The 19,189-nt window shown below is 56.1% G+C and carries 17 protein-coding genes; 6 read left to right on the forward strand and 11 right to left on the reverse strand.

Annotated elements, in window-relative coordinates:
• Positions 1 to 4: 4 nt before the first annotated feature.
• The 5 genes from fabD to yceD all read right to left on the reverse strand — a co-directional run bounded on the left by fabD (position 5) and on the right by yceD (position 3,915).
• Positions 5 to 934, reverse strand: coding sequence for an ACP S-malonyltransferase (fabD, locus tag PGR23_RS16415; RefSeq protein ID WP_015367191.1), 930 nt, complete (start codon positions 932 to 934; stop codon positions 5 to 7).
• 15 nt (positions 935 to 949) lie between these two features.
• Positions 950 to 1,903 carry a beta-ketoacyl-ACP synthase III gene (locus tag PGR23_RS16420; RefSeq protein WP_045393676.1) on the reverse strand — a complete coding sequence of 318 codons (954 nt, stop codon included), beginning with the start codon at positions 1,901 to 1,903 and terminating at the stop codon, positions 950 to 952.
• Positions 1,904 to 1,956: 53 nt separating this feature from the next.
• On the reverse strand, positions 1,957 to 3,057 hold the full coding sequence (gene plsX, locus PGR23_RS16425; RefSeq protein ID WP_088389843.1) for a phosphate acyltransferase PlsX: 1,101 nt from the start codon (positions 3,055 to 3,057) through the stop codon (positions 1,957 to 1,959).
• 146 nt (positions 3,058 to 3,203) lie between these two features.
• On the reverse strand, positions 3,204 to 3,377 hold the full coding sequence (rpmF, locus tag PGR23_RS16430; protein ID WP_000290724.1) for a 50S ribosomal protein L32: 174 nt from the start codon (positions 3,375 to 3,377) through the stop codon (positions 3,204 to 3,206).
• A gap of 16 nt (positions 3,378 to 3,393) precedes the next feature.
• Positions 3,394 to 3,915 (reverse strand): 23S rRNA accumulation protein YceD, encoded by a 522-nt coding sequence (gene yceD / locus PGR23_RS16435; protein ID WP_015705036.1) that lies wholly within the window; start codon positions 3,913 to 3,915, stop codon positions 3,394 to 3,396.
• 141 nt (positions 3,916 to 4,056) lie between these two features.
• On the opposite strand from yceD, the gene PGR23_RS16440 reads away from it, so the two are divergent.
• Positions 4,057 to 4,641 carry a Maf family protein gene (locus PGR23_RS16440; RefSeq protein ID WP_047046888.1) on the forward strand — a complete coding sequence of 195 codons (585 nt, stop codon included), beginning with the start codon at positions 4,057 to 4,059 and terminating at the stop codon, positions 4,639 to 4,641.
• 40 nt (positions 4,642 to 4,681) lie between these two features.
• Here the strand turns inward: PGR23_RS16440 and rluC are convergent, their stop codons facing one another.
• Positions 4,682 to 5,635: a 23S rRNA pseudouridine(955/2504/2580) synthase RluC gene (gene rluC / locus PGR23_RS16445; protein ID WP_072251500.1), complete on the reverse strand. Its 954-nt coding sequence runs from the start codon at positions 5,633 to 5,635 to the stop codon at positions 4,682 to 4,684.
• Positions 5,636 to 6,460: 825 nt separating this feature from the next.
• On the opposite strand from rluC, the gene rne reads away from it, so the two are divergent.
• On the forward strand, positions 6,461 to 9,676 hold the full coding sequence (gene rne, locus PGR23_RS16450) for a ribonuclease E (protein ID WP_396279761.1): 3,216 nt from the start codon (positions 6,461 to 6,463) through the stop codon (positions 9,674 to 9,676).
• A 38-nt stretch (positions 9,677 to 9,714) separates the two neighbouring features.
• Here the strand turns inward: rne and PGR23_RS16455 are convergent, their stop codons facing one another.
• A complete protein-coding gene (locus tag PGR23_RS16455; protein WP_047078746.1) occupies positions 9,715 to 10,653 on the reverse strand; it encodes a LysR family transcriptional regulator in 939 nt (312 codons plus the stop codon).
• A gap of 109 nt (positions 10,654 to 10,762) precedes the next feature.
• Between PGR23_RS16455 and PGR23_RS16460 the strand changes: the two genes are divergently transcribed.
• Entirely contained in the window at positions 10,763 to 11,977 is a 1,215-nt protein-coding gene (locus PGR23_RS16460; protein WP_047046896.1) for an MFS transporter, read from the forward strand.
• A gap of 56 nt (positions 11,978 to 12,033) precedes the next feature.
• Here the strand turns inward: PGR23_RS16460 and murJ are convergent, their stop codons facing one another.
• The 4 genes from murJ to rimJ form a co-directional block, all read right to left on the reverse strand.
• The gene (murJ, locus tag PGR23_RS16465; protein WP_015367200.1) at positions 12,034 to 13,569 is read right to left on the reverse strand and encodes a murein biosynthesis integral membrane protein MurJ; all 1,536 of its coding nucleotides are present in this window, start codon (positions 13,567 to 13,569) and stop codon (positions 12,034 to 12,036) included.
• 113 nt (positions 13,570 to 13,682) lie between these two features.
• The gene (locus PGR23_RS16470) at positions 13,683 to 14,606 is read right to left on the reverse strand and encodes a Gfo/Idh/MocA family protein (RefSeq protein WP_047078743.1); all 924 of its coding nucleotides are present in this window, start codon (positions 14,604 to 14,606) and stop codon (positions 13,683 to 13,685) included.
• A gap of 2 nt (positions 14,607 to 14,608) precedes the next feature.
• Positions 14,609 to 15,256 carry a YceH family protein gene (locus tag PGR23_RS16475; protein ID WP_045393656.1) on the reverse strand — a complete coding sequence of 216 codons (648 nt, stop codon included), beginning with the start codon at positions 15,254 to 15,256 and terminating at the stop codon, positions 14,609 to 14,611.
• A gap of 9 nt (positions 15,257 to 15,265) precedes the next feature.
• Positions 15,266 to 15,850: a ribosomal protein S5-alanine N-acetyltransferase gene (gene rimJ, locus PGR23_RS16480; protein WP_045393654.1), complete on the reverse strand. Its 585-nt coding sequence runs from the start codon at positions 15,848 to 15,850 to the stop codon at positions 15,266 to 15,268.
• A gap of 227 nt (positions 15,851 to 16,077) precedes the next feature.
• Here rimJ and mdtH point away from each other — a divergent pair, with 227 nt between their 5' ends.
• The 3 genes from mdtH to pyrC all read left to right on the forward strand — a co-directional run bounded on the left by mdtH (position 16,078) and on the right by pyrC (position 19,138).
• Complete coding sequence (mdtH, locus tag PGR23_RS16485) at positions 16,078 to 17,286, forward strand: multidrug efflux MFS transporter MdtH (RefSeq protein ID WP_045393652.1); 1,209 nt, start codon at positions 16,078 to 16,080, stop codon at positions 17,284 to 17,286.
• A gap of 114 nt (positions 17,287 to 17,400) precedes the next feature.
• Positions 17,401 to 17,961, forward strand: coding sequence for a lipoprotein (locus PGR23_RS16490; protein ID WP_396279763.1), 561 nt, complete (start codon positions 17,401 to 17,403; stop codon positions 17,959 to 17,961).
• A gap of 130 nt (positions 17,962 to 18,091) precedes the next feature.
• Positions 18,092 to 19,138: a dihydroorotase gene (pyrC, locus tag PGR23_RS16495; RefSeq protein ID WP_213797665.1), complete on the forward strand. Its 1,047-nt coding sequence runs from the start codon at positions 18,092 to 18,094 to the stop codon at positions 19,136 to 19,138.
• Positions 19,139 to 19,189 lie beyond the last annotated feature (51 nt).

The raw sequence follows: 19,189 nt of genomic DNA on the forward strand, positions 1-19,189 counted from the left end.
TCTTTTATTGCTCAAGCGCCGCAGACATCGCAGCCGGCTCGTTGAGCGCAGAAGCAGTCAGGGTGTCAACAATACGTTTGGTCAGGCCGGTGAGGACTTTACCCGGACCCATTTCATACAGGTGCTCGACGCCCTGAGATGCCATAAACTCAACGGTCTTAGTCCACTGAACCGGGCTGTACAGCTGACGAATCAGCGCATCGCGGATAGCATCCGGCGCGGTTTCACACTTCACGTCGACGTTATTCACGACCGGAATCGTCGGCGCGTTAAAAGTGATTTTCTGCAGTTCAACCGCCAGTTTTTCTGCGGCAGGTTTCATCAGCGCGCAGTGGGACGGTACGCTGACCGGCAGCGGCAACGCGCGTTTGGCGCCTGCGGCTTTACACGCGGCGCCAGCACGTTCAACGGCTTCTTTGTGCCCGGCGATAACCACCTGGCCCGGAGAATTGTAGTTCACCGGCGAAACCACCTGCCCTTGCGCAGATTCCTCACAGGCTTTCGCAATGGACGCATCGTCGAGACCAATAATTGCAGACATCGCGCCGGTGCCTTCCGGTACCGCTTCCTGCATGAATTTACCACGCAGTTCAACCAGACGAACGGCATCAGCGAAATTGATAACGCCTGCGCAGACCAGCGCAGAGTATTCGCCAAGGCTATGACCGGCTAACAGCGCTGGCGCTTTACCGCCCTGCTGCTGCCATACGCGATATAACGCGACGGAGGCGGTCAGCAGCGCCGGTTGCGTTTGCCAGGTTTTATTCAGTTCTTCTGCCGGGCCCTGTTGGGCAAGCGCCCACAGATCGTAACCCAACGCTGCGGAAGCTTCGCCGAAGGTCTCTTCAATCACAGGCCAGGTCGCGGCCATATCTGCCAGCATACCTACAGCCTGAGAGCCCTGTCCGGGGAACACAAAAGCAAATTGCGTCATGTTTAAATCCTTATACTAAAAACGAACCAGCGCGGAACCCCAGGTGAAACCACCACCGAAGGCTTCCAGCAGAATCAACTGGCCGCGTTGAATACGGCCATCGCGCACGGCTTCGTCGAGCGCGCAAGGAACCGAAGCAGCAGAGGTATTACCGTGACGATCGAGCGTGACCACCACGTTATCCATCGACATCCCCAGCTTTTTCGCCGTCGCGCTGATGATACGCAGGTTAGCCTGGTGCGGGACCAGCCAATCCAGCGCCGAGCGCTCAAGGTTGTTGGCCGCCAGCGTCTCGTCAACGATATGCGCCAGTTCGGTGACCGCGACTTTAAACACTTCGTTGCCGGCCATCGTCAGATAAATCGGGTTTTCCGGCTCAACGCGATCGGCATTCGGCAGCGTTAACAGGTCGCCGTAGCGGCCATCGGCGTGCAGATGCGTAGAGATAATGCCCGGCTCTTCGGAAGCACCAAGCACCACCGCGCCCGCGCCGTCGCCGAAGATAATGATCGTGCCGCGATCGGTTGGATCGCAGGTACGCGCCAGCACATCAGCGCCGATCACCAGCGCATAATCGACGGCGCCGTTTTTCACGTACTGATCGGCGATGCTCAAGGCATAGGTAAAGCCCGCGCAGGCGGCTGCGACGTCAAACGCCGGGCACCCTTTTACCCCCAGCATAGATTGAATCTGGCACGCAGAGCTCGGGAAGGCATGTGTGCCCGAGGTGGTCGCAACAACGATCAGACCAATTTGCTCCGGGTTGACATTCGCCATTTCCAGCGCTTTCTTTGCGGCTTCGAAGCCCATCGTAGCAACTGTTTCGTTCGCTGCGGCAATACGGCGTTCACGAATACCTGTACGCGTGACAATCCACTCGTCAGTCGTTTCAACCATTTTTTCCAGGTCGGCGTTAGTACGCACTTGCTCAGGCAGGTAGCTGCCGGTGCCAATAATCTTTGTATACATGTACGCTCAGTCACTCTTGGGTAATATACCCGCGTTGTTAAAACCGCAGGGCGTCAGTCGTATCCGTTGGTCCCGGTGTGCTGTCGGGCATTCCCGTTACCGCTGCTGCTCCCTGGCAGTTCAAAACCTGCTGGGTATAACGATTCCAGGCGAGCGGCGATCCGCTGTGGAACTTGCCGCTGCACCGCCTGCACTGCCTGCTCTATTGCGACGCAAAATGCGCGCTGATTGGCAGCGCCATGACTTTTGATCACAGAACCGCGCAATCCTAACAGACAGGCGCCATTATACTGGTCGGGGTTGAGGTGACTGAATCGCCTGCTTAGGCTTTTTTGTAACCAACGCTTTAATAAAATCAGCCACCACGACCTTTTTTTTCCCTCTCCCTGTGATTTCAGCAGCGAAAGGAACATTCTGACAACACCTTCCATCGTCTTTAATGTGACGTTGCCGGTGAATCCATCACAAACCAGAACATCCGTTTTCCCCGTCAGCAACTCGTTAGCTTCAAGGTAACCAATATAGTTGAACGACGGCAGCTTTTTGAGAATCGCCGACGCATCACGGATGCTGTTGAGGCCTTTCATCTCTTCTTCGCCGATATTCAACAGCGCAATGCGCGGATTTTTAATCCCCACGACTTCTTCAGCTAACACCGCGCCCATCACCGCGAACTGCACCAGCATCGTGCTATCGCAATCGACGTTGGCGCCTAAATCCAGCACCACCGTTTTGCCCTTTTGCTGATGCGGCAGTACCGTCACCAGCGCCGGGCGCTCAATCCCCTCAATGGGCTTGAGCAATAATTTCGCGAGCCCCATCAGCGCGCCGGTATTTCCCGCGCTAACGCAGGCTTCGGCTCGGCCCTCTTTTACCAGCTCCAGCGCCAGGCGCATCGAGCTTCCGCGACTACTGCGGATAGCCTGTGCGGGTCGCGCATCACTGGCAATAACTGACTGTGCAGGAATAATCTGCAATCGCGAACGTTGTTCGAAATCAGCTTTGGCAAGTAATGGCGTGATGGCGTCGGGGTCGCCGACTAAAAGAAGAGTGAGTTGCGAATTAGAGTTCAGTGCCTGCAGTGCTGCAGGCACTGTCACGGATGGGCCAAAATCGCCCCCCATGACATCTAACGCCAGGGTTAGACGTGTCAAGGTCTCGTCGCTGCCCGGTTCGGTTATTCCCCAGTTACCCGGGGAGATCCTCACTAAGCTTCACCACGCTTTTACTCTTGTCTTTCACGTTGCAAGGACGTTAGGTACGTTTTCTTGCAACGTGAAATCCACGGAGTAAGGCGTGATTACTTAGCGATTACCTTGCGACCGCGGTAGAAACCGTCGGCAGTGATGTGGTGACGCAGGTGTTTCTCACCAGAAGTTTTGTCTACAGACAGGCTGGTGACTGCGGTCAGAGCGTCATGGGAACGACGCATGCCACGTTTGGAACGGGTTGGTTTATTCTGTTGTACGGCCATGGACCTTACTCCTCAATTACTTATGCTTTAAGCTGGCTAATACGGCAAATGGGTTTGGTTTTTGTGCCTCTTCAGGCAGTTCGCCAAAGACCATGTCCGCGTCGGACACTTCACAGTGTTCAGAATCATGCACCGGAACTACCGGCAAGGAAAGAATGATTTCATCCTCAACCATCGCCTGCAGATCGATTTCACCGAATTCGTTAACCTCAATCGGCTCATACGCTTCCGGTAGTGCTTCTGCCTGTTCGTCATTTCTGACAGGGCTGAAACAATACGTTGTGTGGACATGATGAGGGAACGGTTTCCCGCAACGCTGACATTCGAGGGTTACCGACACCTTCGCATCACCGGTAATAACGGCGAGACGCTGGTTATCGATAGCGAACGACATGCTGCATTCCACATCACTGTCCACGCTGACGACTGAATCGGCGACACGGCCAACCTGATCACGGGCGTAGATACCCTCGTAATCAAGGCGTTTTTGAGCCGTGCGAACCGGATCGAGAGTCAGGGGTAATTTTACCTTTTGCATAGGGCGCGCATATTAACTTTGTAATGTCATAGAGTCAAAGAAAAAGGCAGCCTCAGGTTGCCTTTTGCCATTTATTCGCACACATTGCGGCGCATAGTTTAAAATGATGCTCTGCGAAGCGCTATATGTGGATGAAAAAATATGTCTAATCTTCTCCTGGCCTCAACCTCGCCGTGGCGGCGAATGCTGCTGGAAAAACTCTCGCTGCCATTCGAATGCGCGGCGCCGGAGGTTAACGAAACGCCTCTGCCCGGCGAATCCGCCCGCCAGTTGGTTACGCGTCTGGCGCAAGCCAAAGCCCAGGCGCTGGCATCCCGCTTCCCTCAACACCTTATTATAGGTTCCGATCAGGTTTGTGTCTTAGACGGCGACATCACCGGTAAACCGCACACTGAAGAAAATGCCTACCGTCAGCTACGCAAGGCCAGCGGCACGATTGTCACTTTTTATACCGGGCTTGCGCTCTATAATTCGGCCAACGGACACCTGCAAACGGAATGCGAACCTTTCGACGTCCATTTTCGTCATTTAAGCGATCAGGAGATCGAGGCCTATATCCGTAAAGAGAACCCTCTGCAGTGTGCCGGCAGTTTTAAAAGCGAAGGCTTAGGCATCACGCTATTTGAACGACTGGAAGGACGCGACCCTAATTCACTGGTGGGGCTACCGCTGATCGCGCTATGCCAGATGCTGCGCCGGGAAGGCTTTAACCCCCTGCTTAGCTAGCTATTAAAGAAAGCGGCGGAGTATGAATCCGCCGCTGTGGTTATTTGCTATTGCGCAAAACCTGCAAGCAGTGCTTCAGTTGATTATCCAACGGCGCTTCAATACGCATTACTTCACCGGTGCCTGGATGAGTGAACTTCAGCGCTGCGGCATGCAAAAACAGGCGGTTTAACCCCGTCCCTGAAAGCTGCTTGTCAAATTCGCGATCGCCATAGCGATCGTCAAAAGCGATGGGATGTCCCGCATACTGCGTGTGAACGCGAATCTGGTGCGTACGCCCGGTAACCGGGCTACAACGCACCAGGGTGGCAAACGCGTAACGCTCTTCCACTTTAAAGCGCGTTTCGGACGGCTTACCTTCCTGACTCACGCGCACGATGCGCTCGCCGCTCTGCAGGATATTTTTCAGCAGCGGCGCTTGTACCGCCTTGGTGTGCGACTGCCACTGACCGCGGACCAGCGCCAGATAATCCTTCTGCATCCCTTTCTCACGCAGCTGCTCGTGAAGCGAGCGAAGCGCCGAGCGTTTTTTCGCCACCAACAGAACGCCGGAGGTATCCCGGTCAAGACGGTGAACCAGCTCCAGGAAGCGGGCCTCGGGGCGTAGCGCCCGCAGCCCTTCAATCACGCCGAAGCTCAGACCGCTGCCGCCGTGTACCGCGGTGCCGGAAGGCTTGTTGAGCACCAGGATATGATCGTCTTCATAGAGGATCACATCCGACAACGCCGCCACCTTTTGTAGATGCGGCGAAACGGCCTCTTCTTCGCGCTCGGCGACCCGCACCGGCGGGATACGCACTTCATCGCCGTCTTCCAGTTTATATTCCGGCTTGACGCGCTTTTTGTTCACCCGCACCTCGCCTTTACGCAGGATGCGATAAATCATGCTCTTCGGTACGCCCTTAAGTTGCGTACGCAAAAAGTTGTCGATACGTTGCCCCGCTTCATCGGCGGAAATGGCAACCATTTTTACGGTTGGAGTCTCAGTTTTCATGGTCGGCGATTCTAAATAGCCGAGGGCATTAGCGCCACTCATTTTTATATGCTTATATTTATCAGTATCCGGATTTCATCGCATGCTTCATCGGCGTTTTGTTTGTTATTAGAACAATCTGTAGACGCTGGTGAAAAAACTGTGAGTAACCCGGTGATAAAAGGTAAAAGTGAACTTGCTATAACAAGGTTAGCAATGGAATAATGAAGCCGTTTTCCGTGTTGACACTTGTTAGAACAAGAAATTAGCGGAATGACCAATTTTGTCTGACCGATCATCCACGCAGCAATGGCGTAAGACGTATTGATCTTTCAGACAGTTAGCGGGCTGCGGGTTGCAGTCCTTACCGGCACAGGCTCTATAAGATTTTTGCGTGGCAGGACGGCGACGACTCCGGGACTACCGGGAGTTCATCTGAATCCTCCGATTGAGGTGAACAGGTTAAGCCATTACCCCTGCGACGTGAGAGACGATGAGAATATACGCAACATCGTTTGAGGTGCGTCAAGGCTGCAAAAGAGAGAATCTTCAGTCGGTTGTACACGCAATCGATTGAAGTGAACAAGCGCGGCCAACGCGAAATCACTTAAAGGATGAAGTGTATAAATGGAATATTCTCTGGTGATACATCCCAGGCTGTTCCCCTGAATAATTGCGCTGTGTTTCCGTTTGAAACACAGGCGACCGACACTCTGCGCCTCTTAAGCGCGCGACAACCGTGAGGTTGGCGACGTGAACCAGACTCGAGGCCATCGGTTTTCACCCGGTAAGGCGTTACTCTGCCCGTAGCTTAGTCGTCAATGTAAGAATAATGAGTAAGTTACGATGAAAAGAATGTTAATCAACGCAACTCAGCAGGAAGAGTTGCGCGTCGCTCTTGTTGATGGGCAGCGCCTGTACGACCTGGATATCGAAAGCCCCGGGCACGAGCAGAAAAAAGCGAACATCTACAAAGGCAAAATCACTCGTATTGAACCTAGCCTTGAAGCCGCGTTTGTCGATTACGGCGCTGAGCGTCATGGTTTCCTCCCCCTCAAAGAAATTGCCCGCGAATACTTCCCTGCCAATTACAGCTCTCATGGTCGTCCTAACATTAAGGATGTTCTGCGTGAAGGTCAGGAAGTCATTGTTCAGATTGATAAAGAAGAGCGTGGTAATAAAGGCGCTGCGCTGACGACCTTCATCAGCCTGGCCGGCAGCTACCTGGTACTGATGCCGAATAACCCTCGCGCCGGCGGTATTTCGCGCCGTATCGAAGGTGACGATCGTACCGAGCTGAAAGAAGCGCTGGCGAGCCTTCAGTTGCCGGACGGCATGGGTCTTATCGTACGTACCGCGGGCGTCGGCAAATCCGCTGAAGCGCTGCAGTGGGATCTGAGCTTCCGCCTGAAGCACTGGGAAGCGATTCAGAAAGCCGCTGAGAGTCGCCCTGCTCCGTTCCTGATCCACCAGGAAAGTAACGTTATCGTACGTGCCTTCCGCGACTATCTGCGCCAGGACATCGGCGAAATCCTGATCGATAACCCGAAAGTGCTTGAGCTGGCGCGCCAGCATATCGCCGCCCTCGGTCGTCCGGATTTCAGCAGCAAAATCAAACTGTACACCGGTGAAATCCCGCTGTTCAGCCATTACCAGATCGAATCCCAGATTGAATCCGCGTTCCAGCGTGAAGTTCGCCTGCCTTCCGGCGGCTCTATCGTTATCGATAGCACCGAAGCGCTGACCGCTATCGACATCAACTCCGCTCGCGCGACCCGCGGCGGCGATATCGAAGAAACGGCGTTCAATACTAACCTCGAAGCGGCTGACGAAATTGCGCGCCAGCTGCGTCTGCGCGACCTTGGCGGCCTGATCGTTATCGACTTCATCGATATGACTCCGGTGCGCCACCAGCGTGCGGTTGAAAACCGCCTGCGTGAGGCCGTTCGTCAGGACCGCGCGCGTATCCAGATCAGCCACATATCTCGCTTCGGCCTGCTGGAGATGTCCCGCCAGCGTCTGAGCCCGTCGCTGGGCGAGTCCAGCCACCACGTGTGCCCACGCTGTAGCGGCACCGGTACCGTGCGTGACAACGAATCGCTGTCGCTCTCTATCCTGCGTCTGATTGAAGAAGAAGCACTGAAAGAGAACACCAAAGAAGTCCATGCGATCGTTCCGGTACCTATCGCTTCCTATCTGCTTAACGAAAAACGTGCCGCAGTCAGCGCGATTGAAACCCGTCAGAGCGACATTCGCGTCATCATCGTCCCGAACGATGAGATGCAAACCCCGCACTACTCCGTGCTGCGCGTGCGTAAAGGCGAAGAGACCTCAACCCTGAGCTACTTGCTGCCGAAACTACACGAAGAAGAGATGGCGATGCCGTCCGACGATGAACCAGCTGAACGCAAGCGCCGTGAAGAGCCAGCTCTTGCCGCTTTCGTGATGCCGGATGCGCCGCCAGTACCGGTACAGGAAGAAACCGCAGCCGCACCGGTCGCAGCGAAAGCCGCCGCCGCTCCAGCCGCAAAAGTAGCAACGCCTGCCCAGCCTGGCCTGCTGTCCCGTTTCTTTGGCGCTTTGAAAAACATTTTTGCTGGCGCAGAAGAAGTCAAACCGGCGGAAGTCAAGGCTGAGCAAAAAACAGAAGAGAAACCGGAACGTCAGCAAGAGCGTCGTAAACCGCGTTCTAATAATCGCCGCGATCGTAATGAACGTCGTGATAACCGCGATAATCGCGATAACCGTGACAATCGCGATAATCGCGGAGAAAACGCGGAAGGTCGCGAATCTCGTGAGGAAAACCGCCGTAATCGCCGTGAGAAACAGCCGCAGAACGCTGAACAGCGCGAATCACGTCAAACCGCTGGCAATGAGGCTGATAACAGTAAATCTCGCGATGAGCAGCAGCAACCGCGCCGTGAACGCAACCGTCGTCGGAATGATGACAAGCGCCAGGCACAGCAGGAAGCAAAATCTCAGTCCCGCGAAGAACCGGTAGTTCAGCAGGAGACCGAGCAGGAAGAACGCGTTCAGAGCATGCCGCGTCGTAAGCCGCGTCAGCTGGCGCAGAAAGTCCGCTTTGAATCCGTAGAAACCGAGCAGGTTGTCGAAGCCGTTGCCGAGCAGCAGGCGGAATCCACTACGCCGCGTACCGAACTGGCAAAAGTCGATCTGCCGGCCGTCGTTGAAACTGCCGCTGAGCAGGATGAAAACGGCGACGCTCGTGAATCTAACGGTATGCCGCGTCGTTCACGTCGCTCTCCGCGCCACCTGCGCGTAAGCGGCCAACGTCGCCGTCGTTACCGCGATGAGCGTTATCCGACCCAGTCGCCGATGCCGCTGGCTATCGCCTGCGCGTCGCCTGAGCTGGCATCAGGTAAAGCGTGGATCCGTTATCCGATTGCTCGCGTGCAGGATCAGCTGCAGGAAGAGTTACCGGTGCAGGAAACCAGCAGCGTTGAGCCTATCATCACGCCAGTCGTCGCGGAGACTATCGCTCCGGTTGTCGTTGCGGAAACCGTCGCAGCTGAAACTGTCGCACCGACAGTGACCAGCGAAACGACCGCAGAAGCAAGCGTAGTTGAAGCCCCGGTTGCCGAAGAAACGGCAGTGGTTGAAGAGACTGCAGTTGTAGCAGAAACCGTTGCGCCGCAGGCAGAGGTCAGTGCGCCAGCAGAGGCCGTTGTCGAAGAAACTGAGACCACGCCAGCTCCGGTGACTGAAGAAACCGACACTGTGCAGCCAACAATTGCCGCAGAAGAAACCGCTGTTGTCGAAGAAACGACCGTTACCGCAGCTGAAGAAACCGCGCCGGTTGTTGAACCGACGCCGGTCGTCAGCGCCGCGCCAGTGGTAAAAGCGCAACCGGCAACCACCGTAACTCGACACGCGACCGCGCCGATGACCCGCGCCCCGGCGCCGGAATACGTGCCGGAAGCGCCGCGCCAAAGCGATTGGGTTCGCCCACCGTTTGCCTTTGAGGGTAAAGGGTCCGCAGGCGGCCATAGCGCTACTCATCAGGCCACGGCGGAAGCGACTCGCCCGCAACCTGTAGAGTAACGGTGCACGACTAAAAAACCGGCCAACTGGCCGGTTTTTTATTTCTTCTCGTCCGGGCGCTGCATCCCCGCCACCTGCGGCATCACTTCGCGCATCAAATCGAGAAACTTGCGCAGCCGCGTTGGGTAATAGCGCGCCCAGGGATAAACCAGATGCACCGGCAGCGGCGAAGCCCGCCACTGCGCAAACGGCTCAATCAGCCTGCCTGCCGCAATATCCTCCTCCACCGCCCAGCTGGAAACAATTGCCGCTCCCAACCCCGCCAGAGCGGTATTACGCGCAACGTAGACGCTATCGGTACTCAGACAAGGAACGATCGGGAAACTCATCAACTGCCCGCCCACCTGATGCTGTAGTGTGACTTCATGCTGGTAAAAGGTGCTAATAGCGACCCAGGGCAGCGCGGAAAGCGCCTGCGGTTCGCCGAGTTCCGGATGGCGCGCCAATAGCTCAGGCGCAACCACCAGGCTGCGGGGAACCACAGCCAATAGTACCGAGACGGTTGACGGATCCACTTCCGCACCAACGCGGATCGCGCAATCAATATTATCGCTAAGAAAATCGACGGTTTTATCATTCAGCATCCACTCAACGGAAAGCTCAGGATAACGCTGCAGAAAGCTAACCAGCGGGCCCAGCAGCTGCTGTTGGCCAAAAGCGTGCGGCGCCCGCACCCGCAGCACGCCAACCGGCCGGTCTTCCTCGATGCGTAGATCATCTTCCAGCGCCAGCCAGCTGTCCACCAGCCGCCGCGCATGTTGATAGCAGCGCTCGCCGTCATCGGTTAGTTTCATAGCATGGGTCGTGCGCAGAATAAGCCTTGCGCCGAGTAACGTCTCCAGCGACTGCAAGCGTCGGCTAACGGTCGCCTGAGTCGTACTCATCTGCAGAGCAGCCGCCGAGAGCGAACCCGCTTCGACGATGCGAATAAACGTCCGCATCAGCTCAATCCGATCTATACGCTCTTGTTTCTTCATTTATATTTTGCCTATACGTGCTACGTATAACCGTTTTACCACTACCCTATCTTCCGCGCCAGTCCGCTTCGGGGAACAATAGCGCCAACGCATTTACGAGGGCATTACTATGACACCGCTTCCTTTATCCACCCGCCAGGCCGGCTGGGTTATATTTATTCTCGCGCTCGGCGCAGGCTTTAGCGTCGCATCCATCTACTACGCCCAGCCGCTGCTGCCATTAATCGGCGCCAACCTGCATCTCAGCGTTGAAGGAATGGGGCTAGTGCCCACGTTGACCCAGGCAGGCTATGCATTGGGAATATTATTCCTGCTGCCGCTCGGCGATCGCCACGATCGCAGAACGCTTATCCTGCTGAAAAGCGCCGTACTGGCGGCGCTGTTACTGCTCTGCAGCCTGACCGGACAACTGACCTCGCTGCTGGTCGTCAGCCTGCTGATCGGCATGGCGGCGACCATGGCGCAGGATATTGTCCCGGCAGCGGCCATTCTTGCGCCGGCGGGCAAACAGGGGAAAATGGTCGGTACGGTGATGACCGGCCTGCTACTGGGGATCCTACTTTCGCGTACCGTCAGCGGGCTGGTCGGCGCGCTATTTGGCTGGCGAGTCATGTACCAGGCTGCGGCAGTCAGTATCGCTTTCATCGGCCTGTTAATGTGGCGTGTTCTGCCGCGTTTTGAGATCCACTCTACCCTCAGCTATCCGCAGTTGATGAGGTCGATGGCCCATCTGTGGCAGCGCTATCCTGCGCTGCGCCGCGCGGCATTCGCCCAGGGCTTTTTATCTATCGCCTTTAGCGCGTTCTGGTCGACGCTGGCGGTGATGCTCGCCGAACATTACCAGATGGGTAGCGCGGTCGCCGGCGGCTTCGGTATCGCGGGCGCGGCAGGCGCCCTGGCGGCACCGCTGGCAGGCGGTCTGGCGGATAAAGTTGGCGCGGGGAGAGTCACCCAGCTCGGCGCGGCATTCGTCACCGTCTCCTTTGCCCTGATGTTGCTGCTGCCCGCCCTGCCGGTACATGGCCAACTGGCGCTGATTGCACTATCGGCTATCGGTTTTGACCTTGGTCTGCAATCAAGTCTGGTGGCGCATCAAAATCTGGTTTACAGCCTGGAGCCCCAGGCCCGCGGCAGGCTTAACGCCTTGCTGTTTACCGTGGTCTTCATTGGTATGGCTCTGGGTTCGGTGCTGGGAAGTAAACTGTACGTGCTGGCTGGCTGGAATGGCGTGGTGATTCTGGCGGTGAGCAGCGGCGCGATTGCTCTGATTATCCGCCTGCTGGAAAATGCCCGTCTACAGGCCGCTGACCGCGCCGTGAGATAAAAAAAACCCGCTCCGCATAGCGGAACGGGTTAGTCAGGCCCGACGTAGCGATGAATTTAAATCGTGCGGCGGGCAAACTCTTTCAGGCGGAAACCGAGCAGCAGCAAGGTTGCGAAATAGGCGACTACGCCGGCCACCACCACTACCATCAGGCGCATCAGGCGGAACGGCATCGTCCCCTGCGACCACTCCGGCATCAGATACATCACGCCGACGAGCGCTGCCGCCATGACCAGCACCGCGATGACCAGACGCAGCAGGAAGACGAACCAGCCCGGCTGCGGGGTGAAGATTTTCTGCTTACGCAGTTGCCAGTAAAGCAGCGCGGCGTTCAGACAAGCGGCCAGACCAATAGACAGCGACAAGCCGGCATGCTTCAACGGGCCAATAAACGCCAGGTTCATCACCTGGGTCATTATCAGAGTAACAATGGCGATTTTAACCGGCGTCTTGATATCCTGGCGCGAGTAAAAGCCCGGCGCCAGCACCTTCACCACGATAAGCCCCATCAGCCCAACCGAATAAGCCACCAGCGCGCGTTGAGTCATCGCCGCATCGAAAGCGTTGAACTTACCGTACTGGAATAGCGATACCGTCAGCGGCTTAGCGAGAATGCCTAAGGCTACCGCGCTCGGCAAGGCCAGCAGGAAACACAGGCGCAGCCCCCAATCCATCAGTCGGCAATATTCATCATGGTTGCCGCTGGCGAAACTTTTTGATAGCGATGGCAACAGGATAGTTCCCAGCGCCACGCCCAACACGCCGGAGGGGAACTCCATCAGACGGTCGGCATAATACATCCAGGAGACCGAACCTGAGACCAGGAAGGAGGCGAAAATGGTGTTGATAATCAGCGAAATCTGGCTGACGGAGACGCCGAGGATCGCCGGCCCCATCTGCTTAACCACGCGAATCGCCCCGGCATCTTTCAGATTAACCCGCGGCAGCACCAGCATACCGATTTTTTTCAGATGCGGCAGTTGATACGCCAGTTGCAGGATACCGCCAACCGTAACCGCCCAGGCCATCGCCAGCATTGGCGGATGAAAATAAGGCGCGGCAAACAGGGCAAAACCAATCATGCTGACGTTGAGGAAGGTCGGCGCAAAGGCGGGAACCGAGAAGCGGTTCCAGGTGTTAAGGATCGCCCCCACCAGCGATGCCAGCGAGATCAACAATATATAGGGGAAGGTGATACGCAGCAGCTGGGTGGTTAAGGCAAACTTATCCGGCGTATCGGCAAAGCCCGGTGCGGTAACGGTAATCACCCACGGCGCAGCCAGCATCCCCGCCACCGTGACCAGCGCCAGAACCAGGGTCAATAGCCCGGAAACATAGGAGACGAACACCCGCGTCGCGTCTTCGCCCTGTTTGCTTTTATATTCAGCGAGGATCGGCACAAAGGCCTGAGAAAAGGCGCCTTCGGCAAAAATACGCCGCAAAAGGTTTGGCAGTTTGAAGGCCACAAAAAAGGCGTCGGTCGCCATCCCGGCGCCAAAAATACGCGCGACGATAGCATCGCGGGCGAACCCCAGTACGCGCGAGAACATGGTCATCGAGCTGACTGCCGCTAATGATTTTAATAGATTCATTACTGTCTTATTCCACAACCCATGGAGTAAAACGCCCGCAAAAGCGGGCGCTGGAAAGTGGCGATAGTCTACCGGGTTCGCAATGAATTACTACTGTCAGTTGTTACAACCAGTTATTCGCTCATCGCTTCACGCCAGAGCTTTTCCACGATCCGCTGGGCTAAGAGCGCCTGCTCGCCGGCGGTTTCCGGAACCGTCTGATTTTGCACGCATTCAATGAAGTGCCGCGCGCAGCCGTCGAATCCGCGCTGCTCAAGCGTCGTTTGCCAGCCGGGCGCCGGGCGCTGCAGGATACCGCTGCCCCGCTCTTCACGCCACTCGCGCATATCGCTCACCTCATACAGCCCGCCATCGGTCACCGCCTGTACCCACTCACGCTGGCTTCCGGCGCGACGATGCATGCTGGTCGTGATTTGCAGCTGCCCCGCGCTGAAGTGATGCTCGGCGTAGAGCATTTCCCCTTGAGAAGTGGTTTGCAGGACCCCGCCATTCACCCGCGCCTTATCTCCCGCCAGCCACAGCGCGGTATCGACAACATGCAGATAATCATCCAGCAGGGTGAAACGCAGCTCTTTGCCCACGCTATCGCTACGATGCTTATCCATACGCAATGACGCCGCATCGTTGAGATGCGCTTTTAATTCACGATACAGCGGCGCAAAACGGCGATTGAAACCCACCATTAACGTTAAACGCCGACGCGCCGCCAGTTCAACCAGTGATTCGGCTTCGCTGAGCTTGTCCGCCAGCGGCTTGTCCACGCAAACATGAACTCCTGCATTCAGCAGATGATGCACCACTTCATAATGTGAAGCGGTTGAGGTATGGACAAATACCGCATCACATTGCGCCGCCAGCGCATCCAGAGACTCGGCATAAGGTAGGCGCCAGGTTTCACAGATGCGTAACGCTTTCTCTTTCCCCGGCGACCAGGCGGCCTGCAGCGTCCAGCCATCGGCGGCGCCAAGCACCGGCAACCATGCCTTTTGCGCAATGCCGCCGAGCCCCACCACGCCAACGCGTAATTTTGCCGTCACAATTACTCTCCTAAGTGAGCCAGCAGTGAATCAAGACGTACTTTGAGCTCAGCCACTTCCGCCTCCAGCGCCTCGACGCGCGCCTGTAGATCGTCATTCGGCGGCGACACGGCTTCCACGACGGTAATGAGTGAATCCATGTCATCACAGAACAGGTGCATATAGCGGCTTTCGCGTTTACCCGGTTCGCGCGGAAGGCGCGCGACGTACGGGCCGTCTTCGCGACTGGCCAAATTGTCGAGCGTGCTTTCCACCTCGGCCATATCGCGGAATTCATACATCCGCTGCGCGCGGCTGCGCAGCTCGCCTGGCGTTTGCGCGCCGCGCAGCAGCAGCGTCGTGACGATGGCGACTTCCGCCGCTGTTAACTTGAGGTCGCCAAATTCGGAATTACAGAAGCGCTGTTCATATTTGGTCACTCGGTTGCCAAAACCGCTTACCGTACGCAGATAGTGGCGTTTAACCAGTTCATCCAGCAAATCCTGAACATCGCTTTCCGCCAGCGACATCACCGGCTCGCGGTTGGTTTTCTGGTTACAGGCGGTGACCACCGCATTCACCGACAGCGGATATTGTTCGGGTGTGGTCACTTGCTTCTCCAGCAGGCAACCAATAATGCGCGCTTCATGCGCGGTTAGCTGATATTTCATGTTGTCTCCTTAGCGCCCCGGGGTCCAGTCAGTGGTCGTTAATGCCGTCAATACGTGATCTCGCCATTGCCCATCAATGAGGAGATAGTCCTTAGCGTAACCCTCTTTCTCGAAACCCAGTCGGGCGAGCAAGTCACCGCTGCGTTTATTGTGCGGCATATAGTTGGCCATGATGCGATGGATATGCTGCGTACGCTGCATATAGCGAATCGCCGCGGTCAGCGCTTCAAACATCAGACCCTGCCCTTGCCACTTTTCACCAATGGAATAGCCGAGATAGCAGGCGTGGAATGAACCACGCACTACGTTGGAGAAGTTCGCTACCCCAATAATCTCTTTCTCATCAGGATCGAGCAGCGCGAAATAGAATGCCGAACCTTGTTTATGAAATTCCGTAATCATCGACAATCGCGCCTGCCAGCCGGAGGGATAACAGTGGCTTTCATCGCGCACCGGCTCCCAGGGTTTCAGGAACCCTTTGTTTTCCGCGTAGTAATCGGCCAGACGCCAGGCGTCACGATCGTGAACCAGCCGCACCACCAGCCGGTCCGTCGTCAAACGCACCTTGGGTACGTTACTGCGATAGCCAAACATTCCTCACTCCTGTTCCCTGCCCCAAACTGATATCTTTCACTATACCTTCCCTGAGTGAAGGTGTGAAAACAGCAACATACCATTTTCTGCACCATCTCCATTTTTCGATGAATAGCCTCAATCGATCTTGCTTTTTGATAAAAAAATATTGTCGCCAGTATGCTGGGAAAATAACCGGCGCACCCGCAGAATATCTAAGCTTATCTTTCTTTTTCCCTGGAGGGGAAATGTCCCGCGTATCGCAGGCAAGGAGCCTGGGTAAATATTTCCTGTTAGTCGATAACATGCTGGTTGTTCTCGGCTTTTTTGTCGTATTCCCCCTGATATCGATCCGTTTTGTCGACCAGATGGGCTGGGCGGCGCTGATGGTCGGTATTGCCCTCGGTCTGCGTCAGCTGGTGCAACAAGGTTTAGGCATCTTCGGTGGGGCGATCGCCGATCGTTTTGGCGCTAAACCGATGATCGTCACCGGGATGTTGATGCGCGCCGGCGGTTTCGCGGCGATGGCCGTCGCCCATGAGCCCTGGGTACTCTGGCTCTCGTGCATTTTGTCCGGTCTCGGCGGCACACTGTTCGACCCGCCGCGAGCGGCGCTGGTGGTCAAGCTGGTGCGCCCGCATCAACGCGGTCGCTTCTTCTCTATTCTGATGATGCAGGATAGCGCCGGCGCGGTAATCGGCGCCCTGCTAGGCAGCTGGCTATTACAGTACGATTTCCGTCTGGTGTGTAGCGCGGGGGCGGCGCTTTTTATTGCCTGCGCCGCGTTTAACGCCTGGTACCTACCGGCCTGGAAACTCTCGACGGTCAAAACGCCGGTCCGCGAAGGGTTGGGGCTGGTGTTACGCGATAAGCGCTTTGTCACTTACGTGCTGACCCTGACCGGTTACTACATGCTGGCCGTACAGGTGATGCTCATGCTGCCGATTATGGTTAACGATATTGCGGGTTCTCCGGCGGCGGTCAAATGGATGTATGCCATTGAGGCGACAATTTCCCTGACCCTGCTGTACCCCATCGCCCGCTGGAGCGAAAAACGTTTTCGTCTTGAGCATCGCCTGATGGCGGGTTTACTGGTGATGACGGCGGCGATGCTGCCGATTGGCTTAACCAGTACGCTACAGCAGCTGTTTACCTTAATCTGTATTTTCTATATCGGCTCGATCATTGCCGAGCCTGCGCGCGAAACGTTGGGCGCTTCGCTAGCCGATGCCCGCGCCCGAGGCAGCTATATGGGTTTTAGCCGCCTTGGCCTGGCCTTCGGCGGCGCACTGGGGTACGCCGGCGGCGGCTGGCTGTTTGATGCCGGTAAAGTGCTCAGTCAGCCTGAACTCCCGTGGTTGATGTTGGGCATTATCGGCTTTGCGACATTCATTGCATTGTGGTGGCAGTTCAGCCAGAAACGGTCGGCTTCCGGTATGCTGGAACCGCGCATCTGACGCGCGGCCAAAGTGGTAATCCTTTTTTTCAGCATTTTCCGCTAGTACAAGCGGGGCTAGCAGACCATGCTGCTTTGTGTCAGGATTAGCCATGGCATGACGTTAAGGAACCCAATGAAAAAGATGTTGATCGCGGCCGCGCTGATTGTCAGCGGCCTTCTGAGCGGATGTAACCAGCTTACGCAATACTCGGTGAGCGAGCAGGAGATTAACCAGGCGCTGCAGAAACGTAATCACTTCGCCAAAGATATCGGCCTGCCTGGCGTAGCGGATGCGCATATTGAACTGCAAAACCTGACCAGCGCCATCGGTCGTGAAGAGCCTAACAAAGTGGCGCTGAGCGGAACCGCTAATCTGGATCTGAATTCGCTGTTTGGCAATCAGAAAGCGACCATCGACCTGAAGCTTAAAGCGCTGCCGGTGTTCAATAAAGATCAAGGCGCGATTTATCTGCGTGAAATGGAAGTCGTCGATGCGAAAGTTAAGCCGGAAAAGCTCACCTCCGTGGTACAGACGCTGATCCCCTATCTGAATCAGTCGCTGCGCAGCTATTTCAACCAGCAACCGGCCTACGTTCTGCGTGAAGATGCCAGCACCGGCGAGGCCTTAGCGAAGAAATACGCGAAAGGCATTGAAGTGAAACCGGGCGAGATAATCATCCCCTTCACTGACTAAACGATAAGGGCGCTGAATATAGCGCCCTTAATTTTTTACGGAAATGAGTGCAAAGGAAAACGTTTACGCTTATCCTTAGTGCCCGGCAAAAAACAGCCCTGATGACTGAACCAATTAGCCGGAGCCTTCCATGACAGCACAACCCCAGGTATTGAAAATCCGCCGCCCTGACGACTGGCATATCCATCTTCGCGATGATGATATGTTAAAAACCGTCGTGCCTTACACCAGTGAGTTTTATGGCCGGGCGATCGTGATGCCGAATCTGGTACCGCCGGTAACGACCGTCGCTGCTGCCATTGCTTATCGCCAGCGCATCATCGATGCGATTCCCGCCGGGCATGATTTCACTCCGCTGATGACCTGCTACCTGACCGACACGCTCGACCCGAACGAACTGGAACGCGGATTCCATGAAGGCGTATTTACCGCAGCCAAACTCTACCCGGCAAACGCCACCACCAACTCCAGTCACGGCGTGACCAGCACCGATGCCATTATGCCGGTGCTGGAACGGATGGAAAAACTGGGCATGCCGCTACTGGTGCACGGCGAAGTTACCCACGCTGATATTGATATCTTCGATCGCGAAGCGCGCTTTATCGAGACGGTGATGGAACCGCTGCGCAAACGGCTGCCGGGGTTAAAAGTGGTCTTCGAACATATCACCACCAAAGATGCCGCTGAATACGTGCGCGACGGCAACGAACTGCTGGCCGCCACCATCACGCCGCAGCATCTGATGTTTAACCGCAATCATATGCTGGTTGGCGGTATTCGTCCGCATCTATACTGCCTGCCGATCCTCAAGCGCAATGTCCACCAGCAGGCGCTGCGTGAACTGGTCGCCAGCGGGTTCAGCCGCGCCTTCCTCGGCACCGACTCCGCCCCGCACGCGCGCCACCGTAAAGAGGCCAGCTGCGGCTGTGCGGGCTGTTTCAATGCCCCAACCGCGCTCGGCAGCTACGCCACCGTCTTTGAAGAGATGAACGCGCTGGCGCATTTTGAGGCTTTCTGCTCGCTGAATGGCCCGCGTTTCTACGGCCTGCCGGTGAATGAAAGCTACGTTGAACTGGTACGCGAAGAAAGCACCGTTGCCGAAAGCATCGCCCTTCCAGGCGATACGTTGGTGCCGTTCCTGGCCGGTGAAACCGTGCGTTGGACGATGAAAAAATAAAGTTTTTTGCCCCCTGTTGTAAATGCGCAAGCGTTACTGTATAAATAAACA

The sequence above is a fragment of the Klebsiella sp. 141162 genome, assembly GCF_050600755.1.
Taxonomy (GTDB): Bacteria; Pseudomonadota; Gammaproteobacteria; order Enterobacterales; family Enterobacteriaceae; genus Klebsiella; species Klebsiella aerogenes.